This is a genomic window from Kitasatospora sp. NPDC048239, assembly GCF_043202015.1.
Taxonomy (GTDB): domain Bacteria; phylum Actinomycetota; class Actinomycetes; order Streptomycetales; family Streptomycetaceae; genus Kitasatospora.
This window is the reverse complement of record NZ_JBICZP010000004.1, coordinates 569117-592288: the sequence shown is the minus strand read 5'-3', so window position 1 is coordinate 592288 and position 23172 is coordinate 569117. Positions and strand designations below refer to the sequence as shown.

The window sequence follows — 23172 nt, the reverse complement described above, 5'->3', positions numbered from 1 at the left end:
GCCGCCCCCTGATCCGACGTGACCCGAAAGAGAGGCCAGCCGGGCGGTTCGCACGCAGCCCTGGCCGTTCGGCCAGGTCGAACCGGCCGAACGGGCAGCCGGTGGCCGGCCGTGCGGACGCCAGGCTGGAGACGTCAAGGAAGCGAACTCCCCGACGAGCAAAGGACTGTGGGATTCATGACGAAGGCCATCGGCTACACCGGGTACGGCAGCGCGGACGTGCTGCACCCGATCGTGATCGACCTGCCCGCCCCCGGCCCCGGCCAGGTGCGGATCGCCGTCCGCACGGTGGGTGTCAACCCGGTGGACCACAAGGTGCGCAGCGGTGGGATGACCGCGCTGATCCCGGTGGAGTTCCCCTATGTGCCGGGGTACGAGGCGGCGGGCGTGGTCGAGGCGGTCGGCGAGGGCGTCACGGACGTGCGGCCGGGCGAGGAGGTGTTCGGCCGGACCGTCGCCGGCGCGTACGCCGAACACGCGTTGCTGGGCACCACCGAGCTGGCCCGCCGGCCGGCCACGCTGAGCTGGGAGGAGGCCGCCGCGATACCGGTGGCCGCCGAGACGGCCTGGCGGGCGCTGGACCTGCTGGGCGTGCAGAGCGGGCAGACGCTGCTGGTGCACGGCGCGGCGGGCGGGGTCGGCACGGTGCTGCTGCAGTTCGCCCGCGCGCGGGGGATCCGGGTGATCGGCACGGCGAGCGAGGCCAACCACGCCCGGCTGCGTGAGCTGGGCGCGATCCCGGTGACGTACGGTGACGGGCTCGCCGAGCGGGTGCGGGCCGCCGCTCCCGAGGGGGTCGACCGGGCCCTGGACGCGGCGGGTCAGGGCGGGGTCCTCCCGCTGTCCATCGAGCTGACCGGTGGCGCGGAGAACGTGCTCACCATCTCCGACTGGGTGGGCTCCGCCGAGTACGGGGTGCGGTTCAGCGGGGGCCGGGAGGTCGTCCACTACAGCCGCCCGGCGCTCGACGCGGCGCTCGAACTGCACGCGGCGGGCACACTGCGGCTGCCGCTGCACCGGGTGCTCCCGCTGGCGGAGGCGGCGGAGGCGCACCGGGTGAGCGAGCAGGGGCACGTCCGAGGGAAGGTCGTGCTGGTCGTGGGCTGAGCCGTCAGGGGTATCCGCCTCACCCGAATGGAGTAATTCCGGAGGTGGATCCCCAGTGCTGGCGGGGTTGGGCCGTTCGGCCGATATGCGCTCCCTCGTTCGATTACGGAGGGTTGACCGGGTGTGGGCGGCGCGGCGCCGCCCACCTGACCCGGTCAGGAGGACTGGATGGACAGGCGCGCGGTGGTCGGCGAGTTTCTGGGAACTCTGCTGCTGGTACTGCTGGCGGTGGGTGCCGCGGTGGTGGCGGGAGAGGCGATCGGCTCGGTGGGCATCGCGCTGGCCTTCGGCTTCGTGCTGCTCGCGCTGGCGTACGCACTCGGGCCGATCTCCGGCTGCCATGTCAACCCGGCGGTGACGCTCGGGTTCCTGCTGGCCCGCCGGATCGACGGGCGGACGGCGGTGTCGTACTGGATCGCGCAGTTCCTCGGCGGGATCGCGGGCGCGGCGCTGGTCCTCGTGCTGGCCGGGCAGATACCCGGCCTGCAGACCCACGGGAAGCTCGGCACCAACGGGTGGGGCGACCGCTCCCAGGTGCACATCAACGCGGCCGGTGCGTTCCTGACCGAGGTGATCCTGACCTTCCTGCTGGTGTACGTGGTCCTCGCGGTCACCCACCGGCTGGCCGTCACCGGCTTCGACGGACTGCCGATCGGGATGGCGCTGGTGGTCGTGCACCTGGTCGGCATCCCGCTGACCGGCACGTCCGTGAACCCGGCCCGCAGCCTGGGCCCGGCGCTGTTCGCGGGCGGCGGGGCGCTGTCGCAGCTCTGGCTGTTCCTGCTGGCCCCGCTGGTCGGCGGCGCCCTCGCGGCCGGGGTGCACCTGCTCACGCATCCGCAGCCGAACCTGCCGCCGGCCGAGGCGGTGGCGACGGACGTCCGGGCGGCGGCCGCCGAGCACTGAGCGACCCCGGGGGCGGGATTCGAAGGCCCGGTGCGGCGTCCAACTCGGCGTCGTGCCGGGAATTCTGACGGGTACTCGGTATCGTCGGCGCCGTGAAAACCGATGTGGGAGCCGGGCGACTGGCCGGCAAGTCGTGTGTGGTCACGGGTGCGGCGAGCGGCATCGGCCGGGCGGTGGCCGAACGCTTCGCGCGGGAGGGCGCCCTGGTCGTCGCGACGGACATCGACGCGGACGGACTGCGGCGGCTGGCGGAGCAACTGCCGCAGTCCGTCAGCACGGTGGTCGGCGACGTCGCGCAACCGGACGACGCCCGCCGGATGATCCGGGCCGCCGTCGAACGCCACGGTCGCCTGGACGTGCTGGTGGCCAACGCGGGCGTGATCCCGCTGATGGAGATCACCGAGGCCGAGGCCGAGGACTGGGACCGGGTGATGGCCGTCGACGGCCGCGGGATGTTCCTGACCTGCAAGTATGCGGTCGAGGCGATGAGTGGCGGGCCTGGTGGTTCCGGCGGGTCCGGCGGGTCCGGTGGTTCCGGCGGTGCGATCGTCTGCCTGTCCTCCATCTCCGGTGAGGCCGGGCAGCGCGGTCAGGCGGTGTACGGGCCCGCGAAGTTCGTCGCCTCCGGGTTGGCCAAGCACCTGGCCGTGGAGTGGGCGGACCGCGGGATCCGGGTCAACGCCGTCGCCCCCGGGACGATCACCACCGAGCGGGTGGGCCGCCTGCGGGACGAGCCGGGCGGGCCCGAGTACCTGGAGGCGATCGAGAAGCTGCACCCGATGGGGCGGCTGGGCACGCCGGCCGAGGTGGCGGCCGCCGTGCTGTTCCTGGCCTCGGACGAGGCCTCGTTCATCACCGGGGTGGTTCTTCCGGTGGACGGCGGGTACCTGGCGCAATAGGGGGCACGGGACTTGTGGTGTGCAGGGCCGGGCGGGTCGGTCACGGCGCTGCGGCGGGGCGGCCTCCCAGCTCCGCGGGCTCCCCGGAGAAGCCGACCTCGCCCCGGTGTAGCACGTGGACCACGGCCGCACCGGCCAGGCTCCGGGGGAGCGACTGCGCGGTCACCACGACCGTCCGGCCCCCGGCGTCCGCCTCCGCCAGCAGGTGGGCGTGCAGTCGGGCGGCGAGGGCGGGGGCCAGGCCGCGGTCCGGCTCGTCGAGCAGGAGGAGGCGCGGTCGGGCGCTCAACGCCCGGGACACCGCCACGAGTTGCTGCTGACCTCCGGAGAGCGTGCCGGCCGGGCGGGTGAGCAGGGGAGTCAGCTCCGGAAAGAGGTCCAGGGCCTCGGAGTGGCCGCCCCGGCTCCCGGTCCTCCCGGCGGCCTCCGCTGCGCCCGCAGCGAGGTCGAGGTGCTCGGCCACGGTCAGGGAGGCGAAGGCCGCGCGTTCCGCCGGGACGAGGGCCAGCCCGAGCCGTACCCGCTGACGCGCTCCGAGCGCCGTGACGTCCCGCCCCCGCCACATCACCCGCCCGGCCGACAGCCGTACGACGCCGGCCAGGGCGTGCAGCACGCTGGTCCGGCCGGCGCCGTTGCGGCCGAGGAGCAGGGTGACGCGGCCGGCCGGGAAGGCCAGGTCCACGCCGTGCAGCGCCTCGAGGGGGCCGTAGCGGACACGGGCGTCGAGCAGGGCGGCTTCGATGGGCACGGGGGTTCCGGTTCGGGGTGGTGGGGCGGCGGCTGCTAGCGGGGCACTGTCATCGGTTCGTCGTCATCGGGAATCTGAAATCTGTCAGTTGTCATTCGTCAGTTGCTATGCGTCAGCTGTCAGCTGTCAGCTGTCAGCCGTCAGATGTCGGCCGTCAGGTGTCACCCACCTCCGGAGCCGCCCCGCCCCAGGCCCGGGCGACCCGTGCGTCGGCCAGCACCGCGGCCGTCGGGCCGCACGCCACCACCTGGCCGTCGGCCATCGCGTAGACCGTGTCGGCCAGCTCGGCGACCAGGTCGACGTCGTGCTCCACCAGCAGCAGCGCCATGCCCCGGTCGGCGAGGCCGCGCAGGACGGAGGCCAGGCGGCCGGTCTGCACGGTGTCCAGACCGGCCGCCGGCTCGTCCAGCAGCAGGACGCGCGGGCGGCCCGCGAGTGCCCGGGCCAGTTCCACCAGGCGCAGCACCCCGGTCGGCTGGTCGCCGGCGGGCTGCGCCGCCAGCCGCTGCAGGCCGAGCAGCGCCAGGGCGCGTGCGGTGTCCGCGTCCTCCGCCCGAACGTCGCGGCCCCGACCCTGGTGCCGCCCCCGGTGCCGCTGCTCGGCGCCGATCCGGACGTTGTCCGCCACCGAGAGGGTCGGGAAGACGGCGATCTGCTGGAACGTCCGGGCCAGGCCCAGTCGCACCCGGGTGTGCGCGGCCAGCCGGGTGACATCCCGGCCGCCGAGCAGCACCCGGCCGGCGTCCGGGCGGACCGTCCCGGCCAGGCAGTCGAACAGGGTGCTCTTGCCGGCCCCGTTCGGCCCGATCAGGGCGGTGATCCGCCCCGGCGGCGCGCTCAGGTCCACCCCGGCCACCGCGGCGATCCCGCCGTAGCGCCGGACGACGCCCCGGGCGGTCAGCCGGGCGGTGCGGGGGCCGACGCGGTTCACGGTCCGCCCCCGTCGGACGGGCCAGGCCGGCGGGCGTCGACCAGGGCCCGGGCGCGGCGGCCGGCGGGGGTGAGGCGGACCGGCGGGAGAGATCGCGGCTGCGGCGGGGAGCGGCGGGGGAGTCGCACGGCCAGACCCGCGATCCCGCCCGGGAGCCGGCCGATCGCCGCCGCGAGGACGCCGACCGCCACCGCCGAGACCCCTGCGAGGGTGCCCGCGTCCAGGCCGATCAGCAGGGCGGCGGCCAGCACCGCGCCGAGCGCGCTGTCCGCGCCGGCCACCACCACGGCCGCGAACCAGAGCAGCCCGCGCACCGGGTCGAAGGCAGCCGGGTCGAAGGCCCGCCCGGCCAACCCCATCAGCCCGCCCCCGAGCGCGGCCAGCGCGGCGCCCACCACGAAGGCGAACAGCTTCAGCCCCGGTACGTCCACACCCGCCGCGACCGCACCCGGCTCGTGGTCGCGCATCGCCGTCAGCGCCCGTCCGAGCCGTCCCCGGTGCAGCCTGCGCACCACGACCAGGCCCGCCCCCAGCAGTACCAGTTCGGCCAGGTAGAAGGCGCGGTCGCCCGCCAGGAAGGCCGGCCGGTCGAGGCTGAGCCCGGAGGTCGCGTACGGCTGCTGGAAGACGAACCGGCTCATCGCCGTGCCGACCGCGAAGGTCACCAGGGCCAGGGCCGGCCCCCGGCGGCGGATCGCCGGCCAGCCGGTCAGCAGCCCGAGCGGGGCGGTGGCCAGGACCGCGAGCAGCAGGGCCGGCGCGGCGGGCAGCGCCGGGACGCCCGGGATCCGCCCCGACATCAGCAGCCCCGTGCCGAGCGCGCCCATCCCCGCGTACCCGGCCTGGCCGAGCGAGATCTGGCCCCCGTAACCGGTCACCACCACGATCGAGAGCAGGATCAGGGCGAGGGCCGGTACCGGCAGCGCGCCGCGCAGGTCGTCGGCTCGGAAGCCGAGCGGCAGCAGGAGCAGCACCAGGCCGACCGCCAGGGCCGCCCGCCCGCCGCCGGTCGGCCCGCGCCGGCCCGCCGTCCGGCCGCCCGCCCCCCACCCGTCGACCCCGCTCCGCTCGCCGCCCGGGATCCGGGGCCCCGCCCACAGGGCGGCGACGAGCAGCGCGATCACGAACAGGTTGGCCTGCACCGCCTGGACCAGCGGCAGCAGCTGGCCCGCGGGGCGCAGCCGGGTCAGTTCGGCCTGCGCGATGCCGAGACCGAGGCCCGTCGCCACCGCCACCGGAATGCTCCGCAGCCGGGCCGCCACCGCGACCGCCATGGTCTCCATCACCAGCAGCGGCAGCCCGTACGGGTCGAGCAGCAGGTACGGCGCGAGCGCGATGCCGACCAGTCCGGCGGTGAACGAGCCGAACGCCCAGCCGGCCGCCGACACCCGGTCGGCGTCCACTCCGGCGAGTACGGCGAGCCTGCGGTCGTCCACCACCGCGCGCAGCCGCAGGCCGAAGCGGGTGAAGCGGCCGATCGCGGCCACCGCGAGGCAGAGGACGAGGATCGCGCCGAGCTGCGCCACGGTGTCGGGCCGCAGGGTGTGGCCGCCGGGCAGCGCGATCGGCGCGCCGCCGAACGGCGAGGGGGCGCCGCTCACCGGCGCCGCGCCCCAGAGCAGCACCACCATGCCGATGAGCAGCACGAACACCCCGAGGCCGGCCACCATCGTCTCGGCCGGACCGGCGCCGCGGCGCTGTAGCGGGCGGTACACCAGGACGTCCATCAGCACCCCGAGTGCGGGCGCGACCAGCAGCAGGCAGACCGCCACGGCCGGCCAGACCGGCCAGTGGCGCACCACGACCAGGTCGCGCAGCAGGTAGGCGACGGCCATGGCCTGGGCGCCCTGGGCGATGTTGAGCACGCCGGTCGCGCGGTGGCAGACCACCAGGCCGACACCGCTGAGCGCGGCCGCGCTGCCGACGGTGAGCCCGGCGAGGGCGAGGTCTAGGGTGAGGCCGAGGGCCGACATGTCGGTCATGGGGGTGCGCCGTCCGTCGCCGCCGCCGGCCCGCTCGGGGCGGTGTCGTCCGGGCTCGTGCTGCTCGGGTTCGTGGCGTTCGGGTTCGTGGCGTTCGGGTTCGTGGCGTTCGGGCGCGTGCCGTCCGCGGTCGTGGCGTTCGGGTTCGTGTCGTTCATCCGGTCGGCCGCCTCAGCAGTTCGGCGGGGCGGATTCGCCCGCAGGAGTGGGTCCGTCGGGGAGCGGCGGCTCGCAGATCCGGCAGGCGGTCAGCCCCCTGGACCGGACGGCGTCGGCGTCGACCGGCTCGGCGCGGGGCTTGTCGGTGATCAGCGGACAGCCCGGGCGGTGGTAGAGCGTGCCCTCGGGCAGGGCCAGTCGGTCGGCGGCGAGCGGGGGCGCGGCGGGGTGGCCCGGGTGGCCCGGGCCGGGGGCGCCGTCGGAGTCCGGCGCGGTCCGCTCGTCCGGCCCGGCGGCGGCACCCGCGTCGGCCGGTTCGACCAGCAGGGCGTACAGCTGCTCGATCCGCAGATCCGTCGGATCGCCCCGCGGCGTCTGGGACTTGGAGCGGGCGGAGGCGCGCAGGGCGACCATGACCGTGCCCGCCACCACCAGCGCGGCGCCCGGGATGGTGGAGGACGCGAGATAGGGGATCTGCTGCTCGACGAACTGCTCGCCGGAGACCCCGTACCAGCCCAGTACGCACAGGACGGCCCCGGCCGCCGCAAGGGCCCAGCCGAGCCACTCGCGTGTCTCCCGAGCCGCTCGGAGCTCCGGCCCGGGCGTCCGCTTCACCGCGTGACGAGGGCTCTCGTCCTCGGATTGCGATTCGTCCATGGATCCGCCTTCATGGTGTCACCTGCGACGTTTCCAGGAACGGCCTGGAACAGCATCCGGGACGGATCCGGGAAGGCACCCGGGGCAGCACTCCTGGAAGCGCCCGGGAAGGCGCTCGTGACGGCGCCCGGCGAGAGGAACACCATGCATGTGACGCAGCGCGGCACCCGTCACGGCGGCGGCCTGGTCCGGCGGTCCGCGAGCGTGCTGCTCGTGGTGCTGCTGGCGGGCGCGGCGGCCGGATGCGGCAGCAGCGGCTCCGGCTCCACGGCCACGTCCTCGGCCCTGGCGTCCGCGGCGGCGTCGGTCTCCGCCGCCGTCTCCAGCCTTGCCTCCGCGGCGGCCTCCGCGGCGGCGTCGGGCACGGCCTCGGCAAGTGCCACCGGTACCGCGCCCGCCGATCCGGCGGCCGCCAAGGCGGAGGTCACCGCCAACTGGGAGAAGTTCTTCGACCCGGCCACCCCGATCGCCGACAAGGCCAAGCTGCTCCAGAACGGGGACGTGCTGCTCCCGGTGCTCCAGGGCTTCTCGCAGGACCCGAGGATCGGCCAGGTGCAGGCCAAGGTGACGGACGTGGCGTTCACCTCGGCGACCCAGGCCACCGTCACCTATTCGCTCTCCCTCCAGGGCGCCGTGGTCGAGCCGGCCGCCAGCGGCCAGGCCGTGCTGGAGAACGGGACGTGGAAGGTCGCCCGCTCCACGCTCTGCGGCCTGCTCACCCAGGCCGGCGGTGCCGGCGGGACGCCGATTCCCGGATGCGGCTGACGGCCTCGCAGGCCGGGGGGGGGGGGGCGCGCCCCCCCCCCCCGCGGGGCGGGGGCGCCGCCCCGGGGGGGGCCGGGCGGGGGGCCCCCCCGCGCCCCCCCCCCCGCGCGGGGGGGCCCCCCCCCCCCCCCGGCGGGGGGCGCCCGGGCCGGCCGGCCGGTCGGCTGCTCGCCGCAGCCCTCGCGCCGGCGGTCGCGCTCCTCCTGCTGCTCATGACGGGCTGCGGTACCCGGCTGCCCGACTCCGCGTTCATCGGGCGCCCGACCCCCGGCGGCGGGACCGGTCCGGGGCCCGGCTCCGGCGGCAACCCCGCCTCCGACACCGGGGTCACCGCGACCGAGATCCGGATCGGCATCGTCACCTCGCTGACCAGCCCCGTCGGCAGCGAGGTGTTCAGCGGGCCGCGCTACGGTGCGCAGGCCTTCTTCCAGGCCCTCAACGACCGGGGCGGCCTGCACGGACGCACCGTCCGTCTGGTCGCCTGCGACGACGGCGGCAGCGGCATCGGCAACCAGGACTGCGTGCACCGGCTGATCGACCAGGAGCGCGTCTTCGCGTTCGTCTCCGGCAGCGTGCTGGACTACGCGGGCGCGCCCTACGTGAGCGGCCAGGGCGTGCCGGACGTCGGCGGCCAGCCGATCGGCACGGCGTACGACCGCTGGCCGCACCTCTACGGCATCTACGGCAGCAGCGCGCCGCGCGACGGCCACGCGGTCGGCTGGAACGGCACGCTCTACCAGACCACCGAGGTGTTCCGTTACTTCAAGGAGCGGCTGGGCGCGGGCAGTGCCGCCGTGGTCGCGTACAACCAGGCCGACTCCGCCCGCTACGCCGCCCGGCTGAAGGCCGGACTGGAAGCGGAGGGCTACCGGGTGCTGGTGCAGACGGTGGACTTCGCGCTGCCGAACTTCCAGGCGGTGGCGGCGGCCGTGCGTGCCGACGGTTCGCAGCTGCTGTTCGACGCCATGGACACCCGGGGCAACGCGGCCCTCTGCCGGGCACTGGACGAGGCCGGGGCGCAGGTGTCGGCGAAGGTGACCAACGTGCAGAACTGGTCCCAGACCGTCGGGACGGACTACCAGGCCTCATCCGTCTGCCGCAACGCGCTGTGGGCGACCGCGTCGAGCCTCAACTACGAGGACGTGACGTACCCGGCGGTGCGGGAGTTCCGGACGGCGATGGCCCGCTACCAGCCGGACCGGGAGCCGCTGCTGTCGGCCTGGGAGCTGGAGGGCTGGGCGGGCGCCCAGTGGCTCGCCGACGCGATGGACCCGTGCGGCCCCGAGCTCACCCGGGCCTGTGTGGAGCGCTTCATGAACAGGACCGAGCCGTACGACGCGCACGGGCTGATCCTGCCGGCCGCCTTCGTGCCACAGCCTCCGCCGACCGGGCTCACCCGGGCCTGTCTGAACGCCGCCCGCTGGGAGGACGCCGCCGAGTCGGGCAGGGGCGGCTGGGTGACCCAGGTGGCGTCGATGACGACCACCTGCTTCGACGTGCCGCAACTGCCGTACCGGCCGTAGCCGGGGACTGCCCGGCCGTCGGCACCGTCGGCACCGTGGGGGCGGGCCGCGGGCCGCGGGCCGCGGGGACGTGGGCGGGTACGGGGTGGGGCGGGCGATCGATCACGGGCCCCGCCGTCCGCCGTCCGGTAGCCGTTCCACCGCGACCATCGCCGCGTCGTCGTCCAGCCGACCGCCGACGTGGGCGAGCAGGTCGCGGCGGAGGCACTGCAGGAGGGCGGCCGGGCGCTCGTCGTGCCAGGCGGCGACCCGCTCGGTGAGCGGGTAGAAGCGCCGCCGGGTGTCGCGGGCCTCGATGACGCCGTCGGTGTAGACCAACAGGCGGTCGCCGGGGAGGAACGGGTACTCCTCCACCTCGTACTCGGTCGGCGCGAGGTCGCCGAGCCCGAGCGGCGGGGCGGGGTTGCGGGCCGCCAGCGCGGTGATGCCCCCGGTGTGCAGCAGGAGCGGGGGCGGATGGCCGCAGTCGATCAGCCGGACCACCGAACCGTCGTCCGGGATGTCGAGGATGACCGCGGTGATGAACGACTCGCCGCCGTCGCCGCTCGGCCCGCCCCCGCCCGGATCGGCGTCGTGCCCCTGCACCGCCAGCTGGGCGAGGTCCCAGCAGACGCTGCCGTCCAGGTAGACGGCGAGCTCGGGCAGTGAGGCGTGCAGATGGGCGGCCGCGCGGAAGGCACCGAGCAGGAGGGCGGCGTCGCCGAGCGAGGAGAGTCCCTTGCCGCGGACGTCGCCGACCAGCAGCCGGGTACCGGTGGCGGTCCTGGCCGCCGCGTACAGGTCGCCGCCGACCTGGGCCTCGGCCTCGGCCGCGAGGTAGACGGAGGCCAGGTGCAGCGGCCCGATCCGGTCCGGCAGCGGGCGCAGCAGGACGCGTTGGGCCGCCTCGGAGACCGAGCGGACCTGGGCCAGCTCCTGTTCGTGCCGGTCGCGCAGCACGCGCAGGCCGACGATCAGCGCCGAGACCACGATCTGGGCGGCGATCTGCGCCTCGTGGTTGGCGGTGGTCAGCCCGTCGCGCACGCCGCCGATGACGACGAGGGCGGCGATCGAGAGGAGGGCGACGGCGACGGTGGCCCGGGTGCCGGCGAAGGAGGCGGTGATCGCGGGGGCGACGATGAGCAGCGGGCCGAGGTGGATCTCCGGTGGCGACAGGATGTCGACGACGGCGATCACGACGATCAGTGCGAGCGGCAGCGCCGTCAGTGCGCGGCGGTCGGGCCGCCACGTCCGGCGCGGGTCACGGGGGTGCTGCCGAAGTGGCACCTCTCCTCTGTACACCGTCCGGGTGGTGGAACGCATTCCGGCGGGAGAGGCCCGCGGGGCCGAGAGGCGGCGGCCCGGGGCGCGGGGGAGCCTCGGCCGAGAGGTCCGCGCGGTTCGGGCCGAGAGGTCCGGTCTCGGGCGGTCCGGTCTCGGGCGGTCCGGTCTCGGGCGGTTCAGTCCTGGGCGCCGTAACGGGCGAGGTAGTCGGCGAAGCGGGCGACGTCCTCGTCCGACCAGTCGGTGAACCGTGCGGTGAAGGAGATCCGGCGCTGCTCGTTGGCTTCGCGCAGCAGGGTCAGCCCGGCCTCGGTGGCGCGCAGGATCTGGCCGCGCTGGTCCTCCGGGTCGGTCTCGCGGCGCAGCAGCCCCAGCTTCTCCAGGGCGCCGACCTGGCGGCTGACGGTGGACTTGTCGAGCATGAAGTACGAGGCGACGTCGGCGGCCCGGCAGCCCCCGCGCTCGTTGATCAGGTCGAGGATGCTGTAGGTGACCAGGGAGAGGTCCGGGTGCAGCTGCGACGCCTTGTGCCGCGCCCGCCGGGCGAAGGCGGTCAGCTCGCGCTGGATGGTGTCGATCGACGTCTCACGACCGGGCACGGCGCACCTACCTCCTCGAATATTTGTTGCATCATACAACAACTTGCCCCGGTGCCCGGCTGCCGCTCGTCCGCTCAGCGGGCCGAGGCCTGCCAGGCGCGGGCAGCGGCGATTCGACGGGTCGCACTCGGGTGAGTGGCGAACAGTAGCTCAAGCACCCGGGGCGGGTCGACATCGGACACATTGGCCAGTGCCAGTCTGCGCTGCATTGCGATGAACTGCTCGGCGTCCGAGGTGAGTTCGAGTGCGTGGCGGTCCGCCCGGGCCTCGATCCGCCGGCTCACCGCGCACTGTACCGGTCCGGACAGCGCCCCCAGGAGCGCCGCGCACGCGGCCATCAGGGGGAGCGAGCGCGGATCGGCCGCGTCCGTCGCGCCGGCGGCGGACAGCAGCGGCTCCCAGCCGGTGAGCAGGCCGAGCGCGCACACCACCGCGGCTGCGCCCGCCGCGCCCAGCACGGTGCCGGTCAGCACGTCCCGGTGCTTGACGTGGCCCAGCTCGTGCGCCACCACCAGCTCCACCTCGCGCGGCTCGGCCGTGGAGAGCAGGGTGTCGTACGCGACGATCCGGCGGGTCGCGCCGAGTCCGGACACGTAAGCGTTCAGCGCCGTCGTGCGCCGCGAGGCGTCGGCCACCAGGACGTCCCGGACGCGGACCCGGTCGCGCTCGGCCAGCGCCAGCAGCGCCTCGCGCAGCGGGCCGGGCGGCATCGGCGTGAAGCGGTTGAACACCGGCTCGACGACGAGCGGGAAGAGGAAGGAGAGGGCCGCGGTGAGCAGCGCCGCCGCGCCCGCCGCCGGAATCCACCAGCGGTCCGGCGACCAGGCGGTCAGTGCGTACAGGCCGGACGCGACCGGCAGTGCCAGCGCCAGCGTGAGCGCCAGTCCGCGCAGCACGTCCACTGCCCAGCCGCCCCAGCCCTGGGTCACCAGTCCGTACCGGGTCCGGACGGTGCGTGCGCCCGCCCCGAAGGGCAGCTGCGCGGCCTGGCCGAGGACGACGAGGGCGGCCGCGCCGGCGAGCACCTCGGCGCTCCGGGAGCCGCCGAACCAGCCGCCGACCGCGGTGACCAGGTCGGCGCCGAGCGGGGTCAGTCCGAGCAGCAGGGTGAGGGCCAGGCCGAGCACCCGCCCGCCGAGGGCCCACGGCAGTTGCTCGCGGCGCAGCGCCCGGCCGCGGGCGCGCTCGGCGGGGGTGAAGTCGGGGGCGGTGAAGTCGGCGGCGGTGCCGGTGCTGGCTTCCATGGGTTCCTGGCGTCCCGGTGGTCGACTGGCGGGGAGGGGTGACTGACAGAATAGGAAATCTGTCATCTGTTGTCTGTTCTCTGACGGTCGTTGGCTGTCCGCTGTCCGCTGCGCGCCGCCGTTCGCTGCGCGCCGCCGTCCGCCGACCGTCAGGGACCAGCATCTCAGCCCTCGGCGGACCGGGTGGCGCTCTGGGTACCCGCGCGCAGGAGCTGGTGGCCCAGGTCGACCAGCGCACGGCCGACGGCGAACTCGTCCCCGACCGCCGGAGCCGGATCGTCGCGCGGGTTGCGGCGGGCCAGGGCATCGCTCTGCAGGACGGCACCGTCGGCGTCCAGCACGGCGTGCACCCGGGTGGTGTCGCGTTCCTCGACCACGTGCAGGTTCAGCTGCCAGTCCTTGGTGCGGACGGTGCCCGGGCCCGGGCCGCCCCCGTCACCACCGGTACCACTGAATCCGCCGGTGTCGTCCTTGCCGTCCATGCCATCCATGCCGTTCACGACCCACCACCTCCAGCGCGGTTGCCACCCCCCTCCACGCTGCGCGCGGGCGCCGCCGCCGCGCCAGGGACACGATGGCCGGATCGGGCGGCGGGGTTGGGCCGGTCGGGCCTGTCCGGTACCCGCCGCCACCCGGGCCCGGGCCCTGGGGTTCTGTGGAGGCGGGGCGAAGGCCGTGTCCAGGGGTGACGTAGGCTGACCGCTCTTGGACCGACCCCCGGGGGGAATCTCAATGCGCCGTGTCGCGGCCGCCGTCGCACTGTTGCTCGGGCTGATACCCGTGGCCGCCTGCGGACCGGACGACCCCGCGCCGGCTCCGGCCGCGCCCGCCGCGGACGGCGCCAAGCCCTCGGCGGGCGCCGCCGCCTCCACCGCCCCCTCCGCAGCGGCGTCCGGCAGCCCCGCCGCGCCCCGGCCGGACGGCAGCATCACGGTGGCGTTCGCGGGCGACGTCCACTTCGAAGGCCGGACGGAGCCGCGGCTCGGGGTGAAGGCGCCGGAGCAGCCGCTCGGGCCGATCTCCAAGACCCTCTCGGACGCCGACCTCGCCGTGCTCAACCTGGAGACCGCGATCACCGACCGCGGCGCCCCCGAGCCGAAGACCTACACCTTCCGGACCTCGCCCAAGGCGCTCACCGCGCTGCGCGACTCCGGCGTCGACGTCGTCTCGATGGCCAACAACCACGCCGTGGACTTCGGCGCCGACGGCCTCGCCGACTCCCTCGCCGCCAAGGACTCCTCGCCGATCCCGATCGTCGGCTTCGGCCGCAACGCCAAGGAGGCGTACGCCCCGTACGTCACGACGGTGCGCGGGGTGAAGGTCGCGGTGGTGGCGGCGAGCCAGGTCGAGGACCTCACCAACCAGAAGTGGCGCGCGAGCGCGACCAAGCCGGGAATCGCGTCGGCCCTGGACGCGGCGGCGCTGGTGAAGGCGGTCGAGGCGGCCAAGCAGCAGGCGCCGGTGGTGCTCGTCTACCTGCACTGGGGCGACGAGGGCAAGGCCTGTCCGACCAGCGCCCAGACCGCCATCGCGAAGAAGCTCGCGGGCGTCGGGGCGACGGCCGTCGTCGGCACCCACGCGCACACCATGCTCGGCTCGGGGATGCTCGGCAACACCTACGTCGGGTACGGCTTCGGCAACTTCCTCTGGTACGGCACCTCCAACTACGCCTTCTCCAACGAGACCGGTGTTACCACCCTCACCCTGAACGCCGCCGGCAAGGTGACCGGCGAGGCGTTCACCCCGGCGACGGTCGACGACCAGGGCGTCCCCGTCCCGCAGAGCGGCGCCGCCGCCGAGGCCGCCCTGAAGCGACGAGACGGCCTCCGGGGCTGCACCGGCCTGGCCCCCGCCCCCGCCGCGCACTGACCGCCCGCACCTCCTGTACCGGCCGCACCTCCTGTACCCCCGGCCGCTCCCGCACCTCCCGCGGTGTGCGCGGCCGCCATCCGAGGACATGGCGGCACCGTGCGACCGGTCGGTGGACAGCGGACCTGTCAGTGGGGGCGCGGATACTGCAGCCATGCGTGCGAGCCGACTGGTGTCCCTACTCCTGCTCCTCCAGACCCGCGGCAGGATGACCGCGCAGCAGCTGGCGGAGGAGTTGGAGGTGTCGGTCCGCACCATCTACCGGGATGTGGAGTCCCTGCACGCGGCGGGCATCCCGCTGTACGGCGACGCCGGCCCGGCCGGCGGCTACCGGCTCCTCGACGGCTACCGCACCCGGCTGACCGGCCTCAGCGCCGACGAGGCCCGGGCGCTCTTCCTCGGTGCGCTGCCCGGTCCAGCCGCCGAACTCGGCCTCGGGGCGGTGGCCGCGGCGGCCCAGCTGAAGGTCCGGGCCGCGTTGCCCGCGGAGCTCCGCGAGCACATGGCGCGCAGCCAGGAGCGGTTCCACCTCGACACCCCCGGCTGGTACAGCGAGGGCGAGGAGGTTCCGCACCTGCCGGCCGTCGCGGACGCGGTGTGGAGCCGGCGGCCGATCAGGATCCGCTACCGCCGCTGGCGGGCGCCGACCGAGGTCGAGCGGCACCTCGCGCCGTACGGCCTCGTGCTCAAGGCCGGCCGCTGGTACCTGGTGGCCTGCGGCGGCCCCGCCGTACACACCTACCGGGTCGACCAGATCCTCGAAGTCGAGCTGCTGGAGGGGGATTTCGAGCGCGCGGAGGGATTCGACCTGGGCGCCTACTGGCGGGAGTACGTCGCCGACTTCCATGCGCGGCTGCACCAGGACCAGGCTCTCGTCCGGCTCTCCCCACGTGGTGTCGAACGCCTGCCCGGGCTGCTGGGCCGGGCAGGCGCCGAGGCCGTGGCCGCGGGCGTGCGGCCCGACCGGGACGGCTGGAGCCGTGCGGTCGTCCCGATCGAGTCGGTCGACCATGCGCACACCGAGTTCCTGAAGCTCGGCGCGGAGTTGGAGGTCCTGGAGCCCGTGGAACTGCGCGACCGGATGGCCGCCTCCGCCAGGGCGCTCGCCGGGCTGTACCGGTGACCAGCCTGCCCCGTGCGGTCAGCCCGACCCGGTGCCGACCGCCGACGCGCCGCACCCGGCGGGCTGGACCGGCTGGACGGGGTGGACGGGCTCGGCGGGCAGCTCGGCGGGCAGCGGCTCGCGGCGCAGGGCCCGCCGGCCTGCCGCCGCGACGGCTGCCACGGCGCTGATCGAGGCGAGGACGGCGAACCCGTACCGGCTGTCGGAGTGGTCGGTGATCGCGGAGACGGCCAGCATCACCACCACCGTGGCGGCCAGCCCGCTCGCCTGGGCGACGCCGAAGACCCGCCCGATCCGGTGCTCCTCGACCGAGGTCATCAGCAGGGTGCGCGAGGCGATCCGCGCCTGGCCGAAGAGGAAGGCCCCGAGCGCCACGAACACCACCAACCCGGTGACCCCGAAGAGTGGTTGCAGCACCATCACCAGACTGGCGGCGAGGAAGCCGACCACCGCGATCCGCAGATCGCGAATACGCCGACCGAGCGCCCGGTAGGCCACGGCGGCGAGGAGGAATCCCGCGCCCCCGGCGGCGTCGGCCGCCCCGAACACGGCCGCCCCGCGGTGCAGTTCCCCGATCACCAGGACCGGAAGCAGCGCGTTGAAGACGGTGACGACGACGCTGCCCTGCGCGTACAGCACGATCAGACGCGCCACCGGGCCCCGCGAACTCCCCGAGGCGGGCGCGGCAGGCGGGGCGGTCGGGGCAGGCGGAGGAGTCGAGGGAGCCGAGGGAGCCGAGGAGGGCGCGGTCGAGCGGTCTCCCAGGGCGGCCACGCACACCGCGGACACCAGGAAGGTCGCCGCGTTGAACACGAAGAGCGGGGTGGCTCCGAAGAGTTGGAGCGCGAAGCCGCCGACCGAGGCCGAGAGCAGCATCCCGGCCTGGGTGGCGACCTCGTAGTCGGCGGTGAACCGGCGCAGTTCGGCGGGCCGCACCCGCTCCTTGACCAGGCCCGCACTGGCGGGGCCGAAGAGCGCGCTGACGACGGCGAGTGCGAAGTTGCCCGCGTAGACGGCGGCACTGCCCGGTCCGACCACGGCCGACCAGACCGGGACCGCCAACGCCGCGGCGGCGCTGGCCAGGTCGCACCCCAGCCAGAGCCGCCGCCGGTCGAACCGGTCCGCCACCCGTCCGAGGAACGGTGACAGCGCCGCCTGCGGGACGGCCACGGCGATGAACAGCTAGCCGACCGAGAGCATCGTCCCCTCCGCCCCGACCATCAGCAGCGCCGCCGCGATCAGTTGGATGTTGTTGCCCAACGCGGTGATGAGCGCGGCGGGGATCAGCAGGCGCTCGGTGGCGGGGGCGGTGCGGTCGGGCTTGGTGCGCAAAGGATCCTCGTCGGGAGTCGGCGGCCGGCGGTCAACGGGCCTGGTGTGGACCGCGACTGCCAGTCTCGCGAGAATCCCTGACACCTTCTGTCAGTGTCTGCGGGGCGATGGGCGGGCGGTCACCGCACCCGCCGTGACCGCCCGCCCATCGCCCCGCCTGCATTCAGCCCTTGTGGTCGGACTCGCCCTGCTTCCAGTAGCCCTTGGCCTGGACGTCCTCGCCGGAGTAGCCGCGGTCGGTGAGCAGATGGCGGCGGATCGTGGTGACGGAGGAGGCCTCGCCGGCGAGCCACGCCGAGGCCGAGGAGGGGAGATCGGCGCCGAGGACGGCGGCGGTCAGCAGCCGGCCCTTGGGGTGCCCGGCGGGCCGGGGGAGCCAGCTGGTTGTCAGGTCGGCGCGAGTGTTGAGCGGGAGGGTGTCGGCGGCATCGGCGATCTCGAAGTAGGCGGACACCCGGACGGAGGAGGGGAGTCGGTCGAGGATGGTGAGGGCCGCCGGGAGGGCGCTCTCGTCGGCGGCGAGCACGACGTGGGTGGCGCTGTCGAGGGTTTGGAACCGCCCGCGGGGGCCGCCGAGACGGGCGCTGTCGCCGGGGCGGGCGACAGCGGCCCAGCGGGAGACCGGGCCGTTGCCGTGCAGGACGACGTCGATGTCCGCCTCGGAGTGCACGGGTCGGTGGTGGCGGATGGTGTAGGCCCGGGAGTGGCCGTCCGGAATCGCCAACTTCACCCACTGGGTTGGGTGTTCGATGCCGAGGTCGGTCAGGGTGGGGCCGAAGAGGGTGAGCCGGACAAGGTTCGAGGTCAGCGGCGTGACCGCGGTGACGCGGACGTCGTGGGTCGGGCGGGGTCGGCGGAACATGGCGGCTCCAGGGAGGCGGCCCGGGGGACTCACGGGCGCGGAACGGGGAGTGCTGAAGGGGTGGGCAGCACGGGGGGCTGACGAAGCGTCAGCGGTCGAGCTGCCGGTCGAGCAGCGCGTCGACGAAGGCCCGGTCGAGCGGGCGGCGCAGTACGAGGGCGCGGTGGTAGAGCGGGGCGAGCAGGGCGTCGAGGACGGCCTCGGCCTCGGCGGCGGAGACCGAGAGGCAGCGGCCGGTCTGTTCGACGTCCCGGGCGTGCAGCTCGTCCAGGAATCCGGAGTGCAGCAACTCGGCGGTACGGCTGTCGAGTTGGGCGTGTCCGAGGAGAGCCAGCAGGACACGGCCGGCCGGCTCCTCGCCGAGGAATCGGGCGAAGAGGTGGACGTAGGCGCGGAGTTGGTCCACGCCGGGCTGGGTGTCCTCGGGCCAGGCGAGGGCCGGTCCGGCGTCCAGGGCCAGGTTGTCGAAGAGGATGTCGACCTTGGACTTCCACCAACGGTAGATGGTCTGCTTGGCGACCCCGGCCGCGGCGGCGATGCCCTCGATGGTGAGGCCCTCGAAGCCGTGTTCCACCAGCAGGTCGTCGGCCGCGTTCAGCACGGCCAGGCGCGCGGCCTCACTGCGGCGGCTACTGCCACCGGTCGGGGCGGGGCGCTGCTGCTGGGCGGCGATGGTGCTGAGGTCCTTACGGGCGGGCCGGGTGACCGTCCGGCCGGAGCTGCTGGTCGGGGCCATCCTCTCACGCCTCCCGGGGGTGGGCGGTGGCCGGGCGCCGGGCCAGGCCGGCCGCGGCGCCGAGGGCCAGGGCGGCGACCAGTGCGCTGAAGACCAGTCCGGCCGTGCGCAATCCGGCGAGCTGGATCAGCACGCCGACGCCGACCACCGGCACCGAGAGCATCGTGTACAGGATGGCGAAGAAGGTGGACACCGCCTCGCCGCGCTGCTGTGGTGCCACGCCGGTGTTGATGGCTCCCAGGCCGGTGCCGACGGCGGTGCCGGTGGCCAGGCCGTTGACGCAGGCGCCGAGCAGGAGCGGGGTCAGGGACTCGGTGAGCAGGGCGGTCGCGATGAGGGCGGCGGCCGCGACCAGTCCGGCGCAGGCGGTCGGCAGGGCCCGGGGCGCGGGCAGGACGCGGGCCAGCAGTTGGCCGACGGCGGTGGCGGCGAAGGCGAGGCAGACGACCAGGCCGGTCAGTGCGCGGTTGTGGATGTCGAGGACGGTGGCCAGGAAGAGTCCGCTGACGGCGGTGAGCACACCCAGGACGGCGAACCCGGAGCCGCCGGCCAGTGCGGCACGCAGGAAGGCGGGCCGGATGGCGGCGGGGACGCGCAGCGGCTGGAGGCGCAGCCGGAACCGGGAGCCCGCCTGCCCTGCGGCCGCCTCCTCCGGACCGGATCCGCCGCGGGGCACCGTCTCGGGGACGGCGAGCAGCCCGAGCAGCGCGGCGGCGGTCAGGGCGAGCATCACCGTCCAGGGCAGCCGCAGGGGCGAGCCCGCCCACTGGGCGAGCGCCCCGGCGATCAGGGTGCCGCAGGCCAGGCCGCCCATGTTCGCGGCGAGGGCGAGGGTCTGGGCGTGTTGGCGGCGGTCGGGCGCGGCGAGGTCGAGCAGGGCGGCGGTGGCGCTGCCGGTGATCAGGGCGGCGGAGAGGCCGGAGACCACCCGGGCGGTGAGCAGCCAGGGCAGTGAGTCGGCGGCCTCGAAGAGGCCGGCGGCGGCCGCGGCGAGCAGTAGCGCACCGGCCAGGACCGGGCGGCGCCCGATCCGGTCGGAGAGGCGGCCGAGGGTGAGCAGTCCGGCGACGACGCCGAGCGCGTAGACGGCGAAGACCACCGTGACGGTGAACGGGGTGAAGCCGAAGGCGTGTTGGTAGAGGGGGTAGAGCGGGGTCGGGACGGTGGTGCCGGCCATGGTGACCCAGAGCGCGAGCGCGACGGCTGCGCGGGCGACCAGTGTGGGGCGGGTGGCGGAGGGCATAGGGGTGCTCCTCTGGTGGTGAAAATAGACGCAACGTTGCGTTGCGGCTGAAGCTCCCGCACCGTAACACTGGACGCAACGTTGCGTCTACATTTGAGGGTCGAATCCGGCGCGCTCCCGGTCCCGGACTCGGAGTGGCGGCCCGGATCGACGAGTTGACGGCCACTCGGGCTCTCGGCCGAACCGAACAATTGTGTTAGGTTAGGCTTGCCTAATGCTTCTGCACGGCCGGGCCGTCCGCCGTCTGGCACCCGCCGCTCCACCCGCAACGCCCCGCACCCCGCCCGGCCCCACCACGGCCCGGCGGCCACTCGCAGACTGGGAGAATCCAGGTGACCACGGCGCACCATGCCCCCGCCACGGCGCACCACGCCCCGGCCGGGACGGACCACACCGTCATCGGCGCGGCCAGCGGGCTGCTGGGTCAGTACCGGGCCGGGTCCGACGAGGCGTTCTTCGCCTCCCCGAGCCGCACGCTGCTCGCCGAGGGCGTGCGCGCCAGGGTCCCGCAGGACGCCCGCCCGCTGCCGGTCCGGGTCGCCGAGACGCTCGCCCGGGCCCGCCGCGACGGGGTCGAGCACCCGCTGGTGATCGGCGCGGTGGCGTTCGACCACGACAGCCGCGCCGAACTGGCCGTACCCGCACAGGTCCGCCGGTGCGGCGCGCTGCGCGACGACCCGCTGATCGCGCTGCCCGCCCCGGCCGCCGAGCGGGTGGACTGGCAGGTCCGCCCGATACCCGAGCCGACCGAGTACGGCGCCGGTGTCGCCGAGGCCGTCCGGCGCCTCCAAGGCGGCGAGTTGAGCAAGGTGGTGCTCTCCCGGACGCTGGAGCTGTCCGCCGCCGGCCCGCTCGACCTGCCCGCGATCCTCCAGCGGCTGGCCCGCCGCGACCCCGGCGGCTACGCCTTCGCGGTACCCGCCGGTGGCGGCCGGACGCTGATCGGCGCCAGCCCCGAACTGCTGCTCTCCCGCCACGGCACGGCCGTGCTGGCCAACCCGCTGGCCGGCTCGGTCCCGCGCAGCGCGGACCTCGGCGAGGACGTCCGCCGCGCCGCCGCCCTGCTGGAGTCGCCCAAGGACCTGAACGAGCACGCCTTCGTGGTGGACGCCATTCGTACGGCGCTGGCCCCGTACTGCCGGGACCTGGACGTGCCCGAGCGGCCGACCCTGGTCCGTACCGCCGCGATGTGGCACCTGGCCACCACCATCACCGGCGTGCTGGTCGACCCGTCCGTGTCCGCGCTGGAGCTGGCCACCGCGATGCACCCGACGCCCGCCGTGTGCGGTGCGCCGACGCCGCTCGCCCGCACGGTGATCGGCGAGATCGAGCCCTTCGACCGCGGCCTGTACGCCGGCATGGTCGGCTGGGGTGACGCGGACGGCGACGGCGAGTGGGTGGTCACCATCCGCTGCGCCGAGGCCGACGAGCGAACACTGCGGCTCTACGCGGGTGCGGGCGTGGTCGCCGAGTCCCGGCCGGAGTCCGAACTCGCCGAGACCAGCGCGAAGTTCCGCACCTTCCTGGACGCCGCCGGAGTGCCGCGCTAGCCGGCGCGGACGGCTCGCGGGCCTCCGTGTCCGTAGCGGCGGGCCGGCGGACGCGAACCGCCTGAGCGGGTGGGACGGGCCGCGCAGGCCTTGTGTGCAGGGCGGTCGAGGGCGGTCCAGCCCCGACCTCCGGTGCTGACCGGCGCGGCCGCAGGGCGGCGGGCGGTCCCGGTCGCGGTCACGGCCGTCCGCCGCCCGGATGGCCCAGGGTCCTGCTGCGGTCGGGTTGGTTCCCGGCTGCGATCGGGTGACTTCTGGCGAGTCTGGAAGTCGGCTTATATGACAAATGGGCACCCATGAGCCCATGACCAACACCAGAAAGTTCGTGGCAGCCGCAGGCCTCGGCGTCGTGCTGGCCCTCTCCTCCGCCGGCACCGCCCTGGCGGGCTGCGAGGGTCCCGACCGCGCGCCCGTCACCTCGGGGATGCCCAACGCCTTCAGCGGCGGCGGCGGTACCACCTGTATCAACGAGGGCGGCGCCTATGCGAGTGGCGTGGTCGCCGGCTCGCCCGGTGTCCTGTCCGGCAACCAGATCCAGATCCCGATCAGCATCCCGATCAACATCTGCGGCAACAGCGTCAACCTCGTCGGAATCGGCAACGGCACCGGCGGCGGCAACAACGGTGGCGGAGGGAACAACTGATCCGTAGCCGCCTTCCCGAACCCTGACACCGACTTCGACGGAAGGGCTGCAACCCGCCGGGTCGCAGCCCTTCCGCTCGTCCGGGGCGGAGTGGGCAGTGCGCGGACCAGGGAAAATCGTGGTGCCTTGATCGTTTGCCGCCTAGGGTCTGCGTATGACTCTCGCTTACGATGCGACCGGAGACGGTCCCGCGCTGGTACTCCTCCACTCCGGGGTGTGTGACCGGAGGATGTGGGATCCGCAGTGGTCGGCCCTGGCCGATGCCGGATACCGGGTGGTGCGTTGTGACTTCCGGGGCTTCGGTGAAACCCCTCTGCCGGACCGGCGGCACAACGATGCCGAGGACGTGCTGGACTTGATGGACGCGCTCGGCATCGACAGGGCGGCGCTGGTCGGCTCCTCGTTCGGCGGGCGTGTCGCCCTGGAGATCGCCGCCCGCCATCCGGACCGGGTGTCCGCCATGGCCCTGTTGTGCGCCGGGCTGCCGGGGCACGAGCCCACCGATGTGCTGCGCGCATTCGGCGAGCGGGAGGACGCCTTGCTGGAGGCGGGCGATGTCGCCGGCGCCGTGGAGCTGAACGTGGACACCTGGCTGGGGCCGGACGCGCAGGAGGCGGTCCGGGACGAGCTGCGCGGGATGCAGCGGCACGCCTTCGACGTGCAACTGGCCGCCCCTGAGGGCGCCGGGCGGATCGCGGTGGAGATCGACCTGTCGGCGATCAAGGCGCCCTGTCTCGCCGTCTCGGGCGGTCGCGACCTGGTGGACTTCCGGCAGATCGCGGCCCGACTGCCGAATCTCCTCGCCGACGCCCGGCACCTCGAACTGCCCTGGGCCGGCCATCTCCCCGGTCTTGAGCGGCCTGCGGCCGTCGCGGACCTGCTGACCGGCTTCCTGCGCGAGACGGTCCCCGTCGGCTGAGCGGTCCTCGATCGCGGCAACTCGAGATCGCCGGTCGGCGGCGGGTTGCGGCGCGGTGGGCGGGCCGGTGTGGTCTGCTGGGGGCGCCGCGCCCGCGTCCGTCGCCCCTTGG

At 74.7% G+C, this 23172-nt stretch carries 23 protein-coding genes; 10 read left to right on the top strand and 13 right to left on the bottom strand.

The features are described 5' to 3' along the window. Positions 1–177 precede the first annotated feature (177 nt). The 3 genes from ACGFZP_RS14255 to ACGFZP_RS14245 all read left to right on the top strand — a co-directional run bounded on the left by ACGFZP_RS14255 (position 178) and on the right by ACGFZP_RS14245 (position 2912). Positions 178–1107, top strand: a complete 930-nt coding sequence (locus ACGFZP_RS14255; protein ID WP_392932016.1) for an NADP-dependent oxidoreductase — start codon at positions 178–180, stop codon at positions 1105–1107. Between the two features lie 168 nt (positions 1108–1275). Beyond that, positions 1276–2013, top strand: coding sequence for an MIP family channel protein (locus ACGFZP_RS14250; RefSeq protein WP_392932014.1), 738 nt, complete (start codon positions 1276–1278; stop codon positions 2011–2013). A 92-nt stretch (positions 2014–2105) separates the two neighbouring features. Continuing rightward, complete coding sequence (locus ACGFZP_RS14245; RefSeq protein ID WP_392932012.1) at positions 2106–2912, top strand: SDR family NAD(P)-dependent oxidoreductase; 807 nt, start codon at positions 2106–2108, stop codon at positions 2910–2912. Positions 2913–2952: 40 nt separating this feature from the next. On the opposite strand, the gene ACGFZP_RS14240 is transcribed toward ACGFZP_RS14245, so the two are convergent. The 4 genes from ACGFZP_RS14240 to ACGFZP_RS14225 form a co-directional block, all read right to left on the bottom strand. Then, positions 2953–3660, bottom strand: a complete 708-nt coding sequence (locus ACGFZP_RS14240; protein WP_392932010.1) for an ABC transporter ATP-binding protein — start codon at positions 3658–3660, stop codon at positions 2953–2955. Between the two features lie 154 nt (positions 3661–3814). Beyond that, positions 3815–4591: an ABC transporter ATP-binding protein gene (locus ACGFZP_RS14235; RefSeq protein ID WP_392932008.1), complete on the bottom strand. Its 777-nt coding sequence runs from the start codon at positions 4589–4591 to the stop codon at positions 3815–3817. Continuing rightward, complete coding sequence (locus ACGFZP_RS14230) at positions 4588–6573, bottom strand: ABC transporter permease (RefSeq protein ID WP_392932006.1); 1986 nt, start codon at positions 6571–6573, stop codon at positions 4588–4590. Before ACGFZP_RS14230 ends, ACGFZP_RS14235 begins: the two co-directional genes overlap by 4 nt. Positions 6574–6744: 171 nt before the next feature. Continuing rightward, on the bottom strand, positions 6745–7389 hold the full coding sequence (locus ACGFZP_RS14225) for a hypothetical protein (RefSeq protein ID WP_392932004.1): 645 nt from the start codon (positions 7387–7389) through the stop codon (positions 6745–6747). 144 nt (positions 7390–7533) lie between these two features. Here ACGFZP_RS14225 and ACGFZP_RS14220 point away from each other — a divergent pair, with 144 nt between their 5' ends. Together ACGFZP_RS14220 and ACGFZP_RS14215 are read left to right on the top strand one after the other, a co-directional pair. Further along, positions 7534–8154: a hypothetical protein gene (locus ACGFZP_RS14220; protein WP_392932002.1), complete on the top strand. Its 621-nt coding sequence runs from the start codon at positions 7534–7536 to the stop codon at positions 8152–8154. 212 nt (positions 8155–8366) lie between these two features. Beyond that, a complete protein-coding gene (locus ACGFZP_RS14215; protein ID WP_392932000.1) occupies positions 8367–9677 on the top strand; it encodes an ABC transporter substrate-binding protein in 1311 nt (436 codons plus the stop codon). 102 nt (positions 9678–9779) lie between these two features. Here ACGFZP_RS14215 and ACGFZP_RS14210 read toward each other — a convergent pair whose 3' ends face one another. The 4 genes from ACGFZP_RS14210 to ACGFZP_RS14195 form a co-directional block, all read right to left on the bottom strand. Further along, the gene (locus ACGFZP_RS14210) at positions 9780–10943 is read right to left on the bottom strand and encodes a PP2C family protein-serine/threonine phosphatase (protein ID WP_392931998.1); all 1164 of its coding nucleotides are present in this window, start codon (positions 10941–10943) and stop codon (positions 9780–9782) included. 173 nt (positions 10944–11116) lie between these two features. Beyond that, entirely contained in the window at positions 11117–11539 is a 423-nt protein-coding gene (locus tag ACGFZP_RS14205) for a MarR family winged helix-turn-helix transcriptional regulator (protein WP_392931996.1), read from the bottom strand. A 74-nt stretch (positions 11540–11613) separates the two neighbouring features. Further along, positions 11614–12783 carry a M48 family metalloprotease gene (locus ACGFZP_RS14200; protein ID WP_392931994.1) on the bottom strand — a complete coding sequence of 390 codons (1170 nt, stop codon included), beginning with the start codon at positions 12781–12783 and terminating at the stop codon, positions 11614–11616. A 164-nt stretch (positions 12784–12947) separates the two neighbouring features. Next, positions 12948–13274, bottom strand: coding sequence for a dsRBD fold-containing protein (locus ACGFZP_RS14195; RefSeq protein WP_392932257.1), 327 nt, complete (start codon positions 13272–13274; stop codon positions 12948–12950). Positions 13275–13515: 241 nt separating this feature from the next. On the opposite strand from ACGFZP_RS14195, the gene ACGFZP_RS14190 reads away from it, so the two are divergent. Together ACGFZP_RS14190 and ACGFZP_RS14185 are read left to right on the top strand one after the other, a co-directional pair. Beyond that, positions 13516–14652, top strand: coding sequence for a CapA family protein (locus ACGFZP_RS14190; RefSeq protein WP_392931992.1), 1137 nt, complete (start codon positions 13516–13518; stop codon positions 14650–14652). 154 nt (positions 14653–14806) lie between these two features. Next, positions 14807–15775, top strand: a complete 969-nt coding sequence (locus ACGFZP_RS14185) for a helix-turn-helix transcriptional regulator (protein ID WP_392931991.1) — start codon at positions 14807–14809, stop codon at positions 15773–15775. A gap of 18 nt (positions 15776–15793) precedes the next feature. Here the strand turns inward: ACGFZP_RS14185 and ACGFZP_RS14180 are convergent, their stop codons facing one another. The 5 genes from ACGFZP_RS14180 to ACGFZP_RS14160 form a co-directional block, all read right to left on the bottom strand. After that, on the bottom strand, positions 15794–16945 hold the full coding sequence (locus ACGFZP_RS14180; protein ID WP_392931989.1) for an MFS transporter: 1152 nt from the start codon (positions 16943–16945) through the stop codon (positions 15794–15796). Between the two features lie 12 nt (positions 16946–16957). Further along, positions 16958–17107 (bottom strand): hypothetical protein, encoded by a 150-nt coding sequence (locus tag ACGFZP_RS14175; RefSeq protein WP_392931987.1) that lies wholly within the window; start codon positions 17105–17107, stop codon positions 16958–16960. Between the two features lie 163 nt (positions 17108–17270). Further along, positions 17271–17969 (bottom strand): siderophore-interacting protein, encoded by a 699-nt coding sequence (locus tag ACGFZP_RS14170; protein WP_392931985.1) that lies wholly within the window; start codon positions 17967–17969, stop codon positions 17271–17273. 88 nt (positions 17970–18057) lie between these two features. Beyond that, complete coding sequence (locus ACGFZP_RS14165; protein ID WP_392931983.1) at positions 18058–18705, bottom strand: TetR/AcrR family transcriptional regulator; 648 nt, start codon at positions 18703–18705, stop codon at positions 18058–18060. A 4-nt stretch (positions 18706–18709) separates the two neighbouring features. After that, complete coding sequence (locus ACGFZP_RS14160) at positions 18710–19948, bottom strand: MFS transporter (RefSeq protein WP_392931981.1); 1239 nt, start codon at positions 19946–19948, stop codon at positions 18710–18712. A 332-nt stretch (positions 19949–20280) separates the two neighbouring features. On the opposite strand from ACGFZP_RS14160, the gene dhbC reads away from it, so the two are divergent. From dhbC to ACGFZP_RS14145, 3 genes are all read left to right on the top strand, one after another. After that, positions 20281–21498, top strand: coding sequence for an isochorismate synthase DhbC (gene dhbC, locus ACGFZP_RS14155; RefSeq protein WP_392931979.1), 1218 nt, complete (start codon positions 20281–20283; stop codon positions 21496–21498). Between the two features lie 304 nt (positions 21499–21802). Then, entirely contained in the window at positions 21803–22141 is a 339-nt protein-coding gene (locus ACGFZP_RS14150) for a chaplin family protein (protein ID WP_392931977.1), read from the top strand. A gap of 154 nt (positions 22142–22295) precedes the next feature. Further along, on the top strand, positions 22296–23060 hold the full coding sequence (locus ACGFZP_RS14145; RefSeq protein WP_392931975.1) for an alpha/beta fold hydrolase: 765 nt from the start codon (positions 22296–22298) through the stop codon (positions 23058–23060). Positions 23061–23172 lie beyond the last annotated feature (112 nt).